The organism is Streptomyces coryli (assembly GCF_011044975.1).
GTDB classification, from domain to species: domain Bacteria; phylum Actinomycetota; class Actinomycetes; order Streptomycetales; family Streptomycetaceae; genus Streptomyces; species Streptomyces coryli.
In genome coordinates this window covers 1-9878 of sequence record NZ_JAAKZV010000272.1, presented here as the reverse complement: position 1 = coordinate 9878, position 9878 = coordinate 1, and the positions used below count along the sequence as shown (strand labels likewise).

Genomic DNA, 9878 nt, shown 5'->3' with positions numbered 1-9878 from the left:
GTCGTGGGCCGCGTCGCGGCGGGGCGTGGCCGGCGCCGGGGCGAGCAGCGCCGGGAGGAGGGCGATGGCGATGCCGGCGGCGGGCAGGAGCGGCAGCTCGGGGGCGGTCAGCGGGTTGACCGACGGGGTCAGGGCGGCGGGGTCGTGGATTGCGGTGTAGATCATGAGGGCCGCGGCCGGGAGGCCGGAGGCGGCCACCAGCCAGGCGCGTGGAGTCCAGCGGTCCGGGCGGTAGTTGGTGCGCAGGGTGCGGCGGCCGCCGACGCGCAGGCCCGCCAGGGCGGCGGCGAGGCCGGCGAGCAGGGCCGGGAGGCCGTAGGTGGCGCCTTGCGCGGTGAGCAGGCCGAAGGTGCCGACGCAGACGGCGAGCAGGCCGCCGAGGGTGAGGGCGGTGGTGGTGTGGCGGACGGCGGGGGAGACGGGGTTGGCGCGGCCGTAGCCGCGGGCGTCCATCGCGGCGGCGAGGGCCACCGAGCGCTCGAGGGCGCCTTCGAGGACGGGAAGGCCGACCTGGAGCAGGCCGCGGAAGCCGCGGTCCGCGCGGCCGCGGAGGCGCCGTGCGGCGCGGAGGCGCTGGACGTCGGCGATGAGATTGGGAGCGAAGGTCATGGCTACGACCACCGCCACCCCGGCCTCGTAGAGCGCGCCCGGGAGGGATTTGAGCAGGCGGGCCGGGTTGGCGAGGGCGTTCGCGGCGCCTACGCAGATGAGCAGCGTGGCCAGCTTGAGCCCGTCGTAGAAGGCGAAGACCAGCGGCTCGGCCGCCACCCTGCCGCCGAGGCGGACGCCCTGCGCCCAGTCGGGGAGGGGGACTTCGGGGAGGGTGAAGAGGGTGTGGGTGCCCGGGATGGGGGAGCCGAGGAGGATCGCGAAGAGGAGGCGGATGAGGAGGACGATCAGCCCGAGCTTGAGGAAGGCGGTGTACGAGCGCGCCCAGGGGGCGTCCGTGCGGCGGGCGGCGACGACATAGCCGGCGGTCGCGATCAGGAGCGCCAGGAGGAGCGGGTTGGTCGTCCGGGAGGCGGCGGTGGCGAGGGCGAGCGCCCAGAGCCACCAGGCCCCTGCGGGGAGCGAGTTGGAGCGTGTCGCCTGCGGCGCGCGAAGAGGGTTGGGTTTACGGGGGTGGGCGGCCCCGCCCGGCCGGGCGGGGCTCGCCTGGTGCTGCTTGTTCGTCATGTGCGGCGGCGGCGTAGCTGCCAGATGGTGGCGGCGGCCAGGATGGAGATTGCGGCGGCGCCCGCGAAGAGGCCGACCGACGGGCCGCCGTCGTCCTGCTTGTCCTCGGCGGCGGGTTTGGTCTTCTTCTCCGCCTCCGTGTCCACCGTTTCCGCGCAGCCCGACTTCGGGTAGCCGGCGATCGCGCAGATCAGGCCGTCCGAGCCGGTGCGGAGGGGCTTTGCCGCCAGCGCGAGCGCTTCCGCTGCCGTGCCGTCCTCCGGCAGCGTCGCGCAGTCCGTGCGGGGCTTCGGCGGGGTCGCCTTGGTCGCGGCGTCCTTCGGGGTGCCGAAGTCGATCACCACGGCGACGCGCTTCTTGCCGCCGCCGGCGGCGGGCGTGTCCGCGCACGCCGTATCGAAGGACGGCTTCGTGCGCGGCTTCGCCGCCGAGCCGGAGTCCTCGCTCACGGCGTAGCGGAAGCCGACCACGTCGCCGTCCGCGGGGCGGGCGATGGCCGGGCCCTTCGTGGCGTACGACCAGGTGCTGCCCTTCGTCTCCCAGAAGGACCAGTAGCGGTACGCGGATGCGGCCTGGGCCGGGGTGGCCATGAGCGCGGCCAGCGCCGTGCCGAGAGCGAGCGCCAGGACGCGCCTCACGACTGGCGCTTTCGGCGCAGGCTGACCAGGAGGCCGCCGCCGATGCCGGCGACCAGGCCGACGGCGATCACGGCGATCACGGTCGTGTTGACGCCGTCGTCGCTGTCCTCCTCCTTGGTCTCGCTGCCCGTGGCCCGCTTCACCGGTGCCGGGCCGGACGCGTTCAGGGCCTTGACCGTCTTCGCCGGCGGGGTCTCGCCCGTCGCCTGGGCCGCCAGGACGAGCATGCCGAGGGCGGCCGGGGTGGTCTTGGACCAGGCGGCGGAGTTCTTCTCCAGCCAGGCGTACGGCTTCTTCGCGGCCTCGGTGTGGCCGCCGGCGGCCAGCGCGAGGACGGCGACCGTGGTGGCGTTGTGGTCGGGCGACTTGCCGTCCATCGCGCTGATGAGGTGGCCGGTCTTCGCGAGCTTCTTGTCCAGGTACGCCGCTGCGCCCTCCGCGGCGACGGCGGGGGTCTCCTTCGTGGCGCACTCCGGGGCCTTGACCGGCTTGTCGGCGTCGGGCGCGTTGACCGAGAGGCCGGAGCCGAAGCCGGCGAGGGCGGCCGCGGCGGTGGCGTAGTCGTTGGCGTAGAGCTTGTTGTTCTTGTCCGGCTGGAAGGTGTACGCGCCCTTCTCGGCCGGCTTCGCGTCGCACGGGAGGCGGAGCGCGGCGAGGGCGTCGTACGGGGACTTGCCGCCCTTGACGACGCTCGCCGGGCGGGCGCCGGTGGCGGTGAGGGCGCCGATGACGACGGCGGTGGAGTTGGCGTCGGAGGGGGCGCCGGCGTAGAACGGCCAGCCGCCGTCCTTGTTCTGGCTGGTCTTGAGCCAGGCGACCGCCTTCTCGACGGTGCTGCCGTCGGTGTTGCTCCCGGTGGCGGCCAGCGCCTGGACCGCGGCGGCGGTGGCGTTGGTGTCCAGCTTCTTCGGGTCGCAGGCCTTGGCGGTGTCGGCGCGGTAGGACATGTAGGCGCCGTTGTCGCACTGCTGGGCGCGGAGCCAGCGGGTCGCGGTCCCGGCGGGTACGTACCCGTCGCGCTGCTGCGCGAGCATCGCGATCGAGGTGCGCCAGACGCCGTCGTGGGTCGGGTCCTTGTCGCCGTAGAGGCCGTCCTTGGCGGACGAGGCGGCGGTCGCCGCCGGCGCGAGGGTGACGCAGAGCGCGGCGAGCGCTGTCGCGCTGATGAGGCCGGTACGGCGTATGGGAACCATGGCGGGGTTGGTGCCTTTCGTGGTCGGCGGGCGTCGCAGCTGGACACGGCGCCGTCACTCCGCGCACGGCGCGGGGCACCGGCTCAGCTCCGTATTCCTCGACGGTCTCGAGCCTGCAATGCCCCGGGCGGGTGCTCCGGCTTTACGGTTGCGGGTCAGCGCCGGAGTCGCACCGGCTTCCCCCGCGGGGGGCAGTCTGCGAGTTTACCTTGCGTAGGATGTAATCCATGACTGGTGTTGTGGACCCTTACGAGCTGCGCGTCGGTGTGCCGTCTGTCGAGGTCTTCCGGCGGCTGCGGACCGATGCCGGGCTCTCGGACCGGGCGGCCGAGGCCGTCGAGATCGGACTGCGGAACACCTGGCACGGGGTGGTGCTCCATCACGAAGGCGAGCCGATCGGGATGGGCCGGGTCGTCGGTGACGGAGGGACCGCCTTCCAGATCGTCGATATGTGCGTGCACCCGGCGCACCAGGGGCGGGGGCTCGGGCGGCGCATCATGGCCGCGCTCACCGAGGAGCTGGACCGGCGGGCGCCTGCCACCGCGTATGTGTCGCTGATCGCGGACGGGCCCGCGCGCTTCCTCTACGAGAAGTTCGGCTTCAGTGATGTGGCCGGGCATGACTCCGTAGGCATGTACCGCGTCTGATCATGAAGACGTCGACGGGGTCCTCGTGCTCCACCGCGAATCCGTGCCGCTCGTAGAGGCGGCGGGCCGGGCTGCCCTGCAGGACCTGCAGGCGGACGGTGGCGTCGGTGCCCTCCAGCAGCTCGCGCAGGACCGCCGAGCCCAGTCCGCGTCCCTGATGTCGCGGCGCCAGGTAGAAGTGCTCCAGCCACTGGCTGTCGTCGGCCGGGCGGAGGGCGACGCAGCCCGCGGTGTCGCCGCCGACGGTGATGATCGACGTGTCCCGCGGCGAGAAGTGGTCGCGCAGCCGCTGCCGTACCCGGTGCTCGTCGTAACGGCCGAGGCGCTCCAGGTCCGGCCGCAGGACCGTGGCGCGCAGCTCGGCGATCGTCTCGACGTCTTCCCGCACCGCGCCGCGCAGCCCCCAGTCCATGGCCGCATTATGGCAAGCCCGCCGCCGGGTCAGATGGCCGCGTAGCGGACCGGGTCCGAGCCGGGGACCGCCTCCGCCGAGCCGCGTTTCACCAGCCTGCGCACGTGGGCTTCCGCCTCCGATACGGCGATGTTGCGCGAGCCGAAGCGGATCTGGTCCCACGGCCGGTTCCACTCCATCGCGACCGCCAGCTCCCATGCTGTCTTCGGCGCCTCCACCAGCAGCTGGCGGACGTCCTGCAGCCGCGTCTCGTGGTGCGCGAGCAGCTCCTCCACGCGGGCCGGCGCCCCCGTGAACGCGTGCTGGTGCGCGGGCAGCACCTCCGCGGGCGTCAGCCGGCCGACCCGCTCCAGCGACGCCAGGTAGTCGCCCAGCGGGTCCGTCATGACGTCGTCGTCCGGGTCCTCGTACAGGCCGATGTGCGGGGAGATGCCGGGGAGCAGGTGATCGCCGGAGAAGAGGCGGCCGTTGCCGGGCAGGTTCGACGGATGCTGCTCCTCCAGGTGCAGGCATACGTGTCCCGGGGTGTGTCCCGGCGTCCAGACCGTGCGCAGCCGGCGGCCCGGGAGGTCCACCAGCTCGCCCGGTTCGATCGCGCGGTCGGGGAGGGCGCCGCGGAGGCCGGGGACCGCGCGCGCCTTTCCGGCCGACAGCGCCTCCCGGATCGGGGCCACGTGCTCCTCCGGCGCCCCGGCCGCGGTCAGTTTGCCGACCATGTACTCCATCCACACCGACGGTTCGGCGTCGCGGCCGCGGCGGACCACCGCCGCGTCCGCCTCGTGCATGGCGATCCAGCAGCCGGAGGCGTCCCGGACCTTGTCCGACAGGCCGTGGTGGTCGGGGTGGTGATGGGTGATCAACACCCCGTGGAGTTCGGAGACTTCGACCCCGCACTCGGCGAGGCCGGACACCAGCGCGCCCCAGGAGTCCGGGTCGTCCCAGCCGGTGTCGATCAGGACCGGGCCGCGGTCGGTGTCGAGGAGGTAGATGAGGGTGTGGCCTAGGGGGTTGTCGGGGATGGGGACGGGGATGCTCCACACTCCGCCACCGTGAGCCTGCACCTGCACGTCGGTTCCCCTCTGGAAGTAGAACTGGTATCAGTTTTAGCTGAAACAGCGTCAGGTTAACCCGAATTCCCGGGAGGCGATCGATGAGCGCCCTCGTCGAGTACGAGAAGCTCTATATCGGGGGCCAGTTGGCCGCCCCCGCGGGCAAGGACACCATTGAGGTGGTCTCCCCGCACACGGAGGAGGTCATCGGGAGGGTCCCGCATGCGTCGCGGGAGGACGTGGACCGGGCGGTGGCGGCCGCCAGGAAGTCCTTCGACTCCGGCGTGTGGGCGGACCGGCCGCTCGAGGAGCGGATCGAGGTGGTCACCCGTATCAAGGACGCCTTCGCGGTCCGGTACGAGGAGATCAGCCGGCTGATCAGCCAGGAGAACGGCACCCCCATCACCGCGGGCGCCATGATGCAGGGCCTCGCCTCGATGATGGTGTGGGACGCGAACATCAACATCGCCCGCGACTTCACCTATGAGGAGCGGCGGCAGGGGGCCATCGGCCCGATCCTCGTCCGGCGGGAGCCGGTTGGCGTCGTCGCGGCCGTAGTCCCCTGGAACGTGCCGCAGTTCACCGCGGCCGCCAAGCTCGCCCCTGCGCTGCTGTCCGGGTGCTCGGCGATCCTGAAGGTGTCGCCGGAGACGCCGCTGGACGCGTACCTCCTCGGGGAGATCTGCGCCGAGGCCGGGCTGCCGGACGGGGTGCTGTCGATCCTGCCGGCCGATCGCGAGGTCAGCGAGTATCTGGTCGGGCATCCGGGCGTGGACAAGGTGTCGTTCACCGGGTCCGTGGCGGCCGGGAAGCGGGTCATGGAGGTGGCCTCGCGCAACCTCAGCCGGGTCACGCTCGAACTCGGCGGGAAGTCGGCGGCGATCATCCTGCCGGACGCCGATCTGGACGCGACCGTCGCCGGGATAGGCCCGTTCGCCTGGATGATCAACGGGCAGGCGTGCGTCGCCCAGACCCGGATCCTCGCGCCACGCAGCCGGTACGACGAGATCGCGGAGCGGTTCGCCGCGTATGCGTCCGGTCTGCAGGTCGGCGACCCGCTCGACCCGGCCACCGAGGTCGGCCCGCTGGTGGCCAAGCGGCAGCAGCAGCGGTCGCTCGACTACATCGCCATCGGGCAGGAGGAGGGCGCGAAGGTGCTGACCGGCGGCGGCCGGCCGGAAGCCCTCGACAAGGGCTGGTACGTCGAGCCGACGCTCTTCGGCGAGGTCAGCAACAGCATGCGGATCGCCCGCGAGGAGATCTTCGGCCCGGTCATCAGCCTCCTCCCGTACGAGGACGAGGCGGAGGCGCTGCGGATCGCCAACGACTCCGACTACGGCCTGTCCGGCAGCGTGTGGACGGGCGATACGGAGCGGGGGATTGAGATCGCCCGTCGGGTACGGACGGGCACGTTCAGCGTGAACACCTTCAGCATCGACATGCTCGGGCCCTTCGGCGGCTATAAGAACTCTGGAGTCGGGCGGGAGTTCGGGCCCGAGGGGTACGCGGAGTACCTCGAGCACAAGATGATCCACCTGCCGATGGAGGGATGAGGCGCTGATGGGTGACCGCTGGCGGGTCGAGGTGGACCGCGGCGTGTGCATCGCCGCGGGGATGTGTGTCGGCACCGCGCCGGAGGCCTTCCGGCTCGACGGCGCGCGGCAGTCGCACCCTGTGGCGGAGGTGACGGACGCCTCGGAGGACATCCTGGCGGCGGCCGAGAGCTGCCCGGTGGAGGCGATCTCGATCCGGCTGACGGAATCGGACGAGGCGGTGTTTCCGCCGGACGACTGATGCGTGCGTTCGATTGATGCATTCTGCATGATTCGGGCATGACAGTCGCAGCGTCACCTGGTGACAGCTGCGACTGTCGGCGCCCCCCTGCGGCGTGGAACCGTTTTGTTCCACGCCGGGCCTTTGGGGGGCTTACATGGACAAGCGGTACGAGGTCTTCTGCCTCGCCGACGAGTGCTTCTACGAGACCCCCGACCGGCTGTCGCGGCGTGCCGCCGGCGGCCGCTTCGAGGCCGCCGGGCGGCCGCTCCCCGCCGGGTGGCGGCGGGCGGCCGTGGGGGACTGGCTGCAGTTCACGCCCGCGGACGGCCCGGAACTGCCCGCCCAGGGCTGGAAGATCCACGTATCGGCGACGCTGGACAACGCCGAGAAGATCGCCGCCGAGGTGTGGGACTACTGCGTGCCGCGCGGCATCGCCTTCAAGTTCGTGCCCGGCCGGCGGGCGCTGCACCTGCGGAACTCCAAGTACGCGGCGCGGTCCAACAGCGGGAAATTCGCCACCATTTATCCCGGTGGGGTGCCCGAGCTGCGGCGCATTCTGACCGAGCTGGGCGGGCTGCTCGCCGGGCAGACCGGGCCGTACGTCCTGACGGATCTGCGCTGGCAGGACGGGCCGCTGTACGTGCGCTACGGGGCCTTCGCCAAGCGGCAGTGCACCGACGACAGCGGGGCGCTGGTGCCGGCGATCGAGGGTCCCGACGGGACGCTGGTGCCGGACCGGCGGGATCCGGCGTTCCAGGTGCCCGAGTGGGTGCGGCTGCCGTCGTTCCTGGAGGAGCAGCTCGCGGCCCGTAATGCCGTCACCTTCGCCGAGATGCCGTACCGGGTGCGCCGGGCGCTGCACTTCTCCAACGGCGGCGGCGTGTACGCCGGGACCGACGAGCGGAGCGGCGAGCAGGTCGTACTCAAGGAGGCGCGGCCGCACGCCGGCCTGGCCGCCGACGGGGCCGACGCGGTCGCCCGGCTGGAGCGGGAGCGGACGGCGCTCGAGCGGCTCGCCGGGCTGGATGTGGCGCCCGGGGTGCGCGACTTCTTCACCCTCGGCGACCACCGCTTCCTGGTGATGGACTTTCTGGAGGGGCGGACGCTCAACTCCTTCTTCGCCGAACGGCATCCGCTGCTCGCGGCCGACCCCGACCCGGCCGAGGTGGCGTCGTACACACGCTGGGCGCTGCGCATGCACGGGCTGGTGGAGGAGGCGGTCGCGGCGGTGCACGAGCGGGGGATCGCCTTCAACGACCTGCATATGTTCAACATCATGGTGGCCCCGGACGAGGAGTCCGTGCGGCTGCTGGACTTCGAGGCGGCCGCGGACGCCCGCGAGGAGCGGCGGCAGGCGATGGCGCACCCCGGCTTCATCGCGCCGGCCGGGCTGCGCGGCTTCGACGTGGACCGGTACGCGCTGGCCTGTCTGCGGATCGCGCTGTTCGTGCCGATGACCTCGCTGCTGGCGGTGGACCGCGGCAAGGCGGCGCATCTGGCGGAGACGGCGGCGGAGCAGTTCCCGGACGTGCCGGGGGAGTTCCTGGCGGAGGCGGTGCGGGTCATCGGCGGGGGGCGGGCGGCCTCCCGGCGCCGCCGGTACCTGCCGGTGGAGCCGCCCGCGGCGGCCGCGGGGTGGCCCGCCGCCCGGGACGCGATGACCGCGGCGATCCTCGCCGCCGCCACGCCGGAGCGCGACGACCGGCTCTACCCGGGCGACATCGCGCAGTTCGGCGACGGCGGCGGGCTCGGCATCGCGCACGGCGCGGCCGGCGTGCTGTACGCGCTGCACGCCACCGGCGTCCGGCACGCGGAGGGCGAGGAGTGGCTGCTGCGGCAGGCCGTCCGGCCGCCGGAGGACACGCCGCCGGGGCTCTACGACGGGCTGGCGGGGGCCGCGTACGTACTCGACCTGCTCGGCCACGAGGAGCAGGCGCGGATGGTGCTGGGCCGGGTGCTCAACGAGAACTGGGAGCGGATCGGCCCCTCGCTGCACGGCGGGCTGGCCGGACTCGGCCTGGTCTTCGGCCACTTCGGGCTCGAGGACCTCGCGCGCCGGGCCGCCGAGCTGGTGGCGGGCAGGCCGCAGGGCGCCGACGGCGGGGCCCGCGCCGGGCGCGCCGGGCTGTTGCACGGCGCGAGCGGCGCCGCGCTGCTGTACCTGCGGCTGCACGAGCGCACCGGCGACGCCGGGCTGCTCGACCTCGCCGAGAGCGCGCTGCGCCGCGACCTCGCCCGCTGTGTGCCGGACCGGAGCGGGGCGCTGCACGTCGACGCCGGGGACCGCACGCTGCCGTATGTGGGCGCGGGGAGCGCCGGGGTGGCGATGGTGCTCGACGACTTCCTCGCGCACCGGGTCGTGGAGGATTTCGCGGAGGCGCGGACCGCCATCCTGCCCGCCGCGTGCGGGCGTTACTACGCCCAGCCCGGGCTCTTCAACGGCCGCGCGGGCATGGTGCTGCACCTCGCCCGCACCGGCGCCCCGGCCGCGCGGCTGGGCGCGCAGGCGCGGGCGCTCGGCTGGTACGCGATGCCGTACCGCGGCGGCCTCGCCTTCCCCGGCGACCAGATGATGCGGCTGTCCATGGACCTGGCCACCGGCACCGCCGGCTGCCTGCTCGCGCTCGGCGCGGCATACGGCGGCCCGCCGGCGGCCGGCCGGGCCCAGCTGCCCTTCCTGCCGCCGCTACGGCGGCCCTCGGACCGGCCCCGGCTTCGTACGGGGTCGTCAGGAAAAACCCGCACCGCAACCGAATGAAGGGAACACCGTCATGGCACTTCTCGACCTGCAGATGCTCGAGCCCCCGGAGACGACCGGAGGCGGCGGCAGCGGCGTGAGCCTGCTGCTCTGCGACAAGCACAGCTCGCACAGCGAGATCCTGTGTCTCTGATCGCCGAGCCCGCCGGCGCGTGAACATCACCGCTGACGAGCCGGCCCCGGGCGGAGCCACCGGCCGCCCGGGGCCGGCGCGTGCGATGGGTGGGGG

The 9878-nt window shown here is 73.2% G+C and carries 10 protein-coding genes and 1 riboswitch; of the genes, 5 read left to right on the top strand and 5 right to left on the bottom strand.

Annotated features, from left to right (window positions below; translation table 11 throughout):
* From G5C51_RS35790 to G5C51_RS35780, 3 genes are all read right to left on the bottom strand, one after another.
* On the bottom strand, nucleotides 1-1176 hold a 1176-nt coding region (locus tag G5C51_RS35790), incomplete at its 3' end, for a CbiQ family ECF transporter T component (RefSeq protein WP_165243976.1).
* Complete coding sequence (locus tag G5C51_RS35785; RefSeq protein WP_338118423.1) at nucleotides 1173-1814, bottom strand: SCO2322 family protein; 642 nt, start codon at nucleotides 1812-1814, stop codon at nucleotides 1173-1175. The genes G5C51_RS35790 and G5C51_RS35785, both read right to left, overlap by 4 nt.
* On the bottom strand, nucleotides 1811-3007 hold the full coding sequence (locus G5C51_RS35780) for a prenyltransferase/squalene oxidase repeat-containing protein (RefSeq protein WP_165243974.1): 1197 nt from the start codon (nucleotides 3005-3007) through the stop codon (nucleotides 1811-1813). The genes G5C51_RS35785 and G5C51_RS35780 overlap by 4 nt, the downstream gene beginning before the upstream one ends.
* Before the next feature lie 98 nt (nucleotides 3008-3105).
* A riboswitch (cobalamin riboswitch) is annotated at nucleotides 3106-3187 on the bottom strand.
* Between the two features lie 47 nt (nucleotides 3188-3234).
* On the opposite strand from G5C51_RS35780, the gene G5C51_RS35775 reads away from it, so the two are divergent.
* Nucleotides 3235-3654, top strand: a complete 420-nt coding sequence (locus tag G5C51_RS35775) for a GNAT family N-acetyltransferase (protein WP_165243972.1) — start codon at nucleotides 3235-3237, stop codon at nucleotides 3652-3654.
* On the opposite strand, the gene G5C51_RS35770 is transcribed toward G5C51_RS35775, so the two are convergent.
* Together G5C51_RS35770 and G5C51_RS35765 are read right to left on the bottom strand one after the other, a co-directional pair.
* Nucleotides 3608-4066, bottom strand: a complete 459-nt coding sequence (locus G5C51_RS35770) for a GNAT family N-acetyltransferase (RefSeq protein ID WP_165243970.1) — start codon at nucleotides 4064-4066, stop codon at nucleotides 3608-3610. The two genes, G5C51_RS35775 and G5C51_RS35770, sit on opposite strands and share 47 nt — an antisense overlap.
* A gap of 29 nt (nucleotides 4067-4095) precedes the next feature.
* The gene (locus G5C51_RS35765) at nucleotides 4096-5133 is read right to left on the bottom strand and encodes an MBL fold metallo-hydrolase (protein ID WP_165243969.1); all 1038 of its coding nucleotides are present in this window, start codon (nucleotides 5131-5133) and stop codon (nucleotides 4096-4098) included.
* An 83-nt stretch (nucleotides 5134-5216) separates the two neighbouring features.
* Here G5C51_RS35765 and G5C51_RS35760 point away from each other — a divergent pair, with 83 nt between their 5' ends.
* The 4 genes from G5C51_RS35760 (at nucleotide 5217) to G5C51_RS35745 (ending at nucleotide 9782) form a co-directional block, all read left to right on the top strand.
* Complete coding sequence (locus G5C51_RS35760; protein ID WP_165243967.1) at nucleotides 5217-6668, top strand: aldehyde dehydrogenase; 1452 nt, start codon at nucleotides 5217-5219, stop codon at nucleotides 6666-6668.
* A 7-nt stretch (nucleotides 6669-6675) separates the two neighbouring features.
* Complete coding sequence (locus G5C51_RS35755; protein WP_165243965.1) at nucleotides 6676-6909, top strand: ferredoxin; 234 nt, start codon at nucleotides 6676-6678, stop codon at nucleotides 6907-6909.
* Between the two features lie 136 nt (nucleotides 6910-7045).
* Nucleotides 7046-9649 (top strand): class III lanthionine synthetase LanKC, encoded by a 2604-nt coding sequence (gene lanKC, locus G5C51_RS35750; RefSeq protein ID WP_165243963.1) that lies wholly within the window; start codon nucleotides 7046-7048, stop codon nucleotides 9647-9649.
* A gap of 13 nt (nucleotides 9650-9662) precedes the next feature.
* Nucleotides 9663-9782: a SapB/AmfS family lanthipeptide gene (locus G5C51_RS35745; protein ID WP_165243961.1), complete on the top strand. Its 120-nt coding sequence runs from the start codon at nucleotides 9663-9665 to the stop codon at nucleotides 9780-9782.
* Nucleotides 9783-9878: the final 96 nt, after the last annotated feature.

What these genes read in the sequence shown, in the direction of transcription:
- G5C51_RS35780 (WP_165243974.1), bottom strand. Translation starts at nt 3,007, where the DNA reads ATGGTTCCCATACGCCGTACCGGCCTCATCAGCGCGACAGCGCTCGCC.
- G5C51_RS35775 (WP_165243972.1), top strand. Translation starts at nt 3,235, where the DNA reads ATGACTGGTGTTGTGGACCCTTACGAGCTGCGCGTCGGTGTGCCGTCT.
- G5C51_RS35770 (WP_165243970.1), bottom strand. Translation starts at nt 4,066, where the DNA reads ATGGACTGGGGGCTGCGCGGCGCGGTGCGGGAAGACGTCGAGACGATC.
- G5C51_RS35760 (WP_165243967.1), top strand. Translation starts at nt 5,217, where the DNA reads ATGAGCGCCCTCGTCGAGTACGAGAAGCTCTATATCGGGGGCCAGTTG.
- G5C51_RS35755 (WP_165243965.1), top strand. Translation starts at nt 6,676, where the DNA reads ATGGGTGACCGCTGGCGGGTCGAGGTGGACCGCGGCGTGTGCATCGCC.
- lanKC (WP_165243963.1), top strand. Translation starts at nt 7,046, where the DNA reads ATGGACAAGCGGTACGAGGTCTTCTGCCTCGCCGACGAGTGCTTCTAC.
- G5C51_RS35745 (WP_165243961.1), top strand. Translation starts at nt 9,663, where the DNA reads ATGGCACTTCTCGACCTGCAGATGCTCGAGCCCCCGGAGACGACCGGA.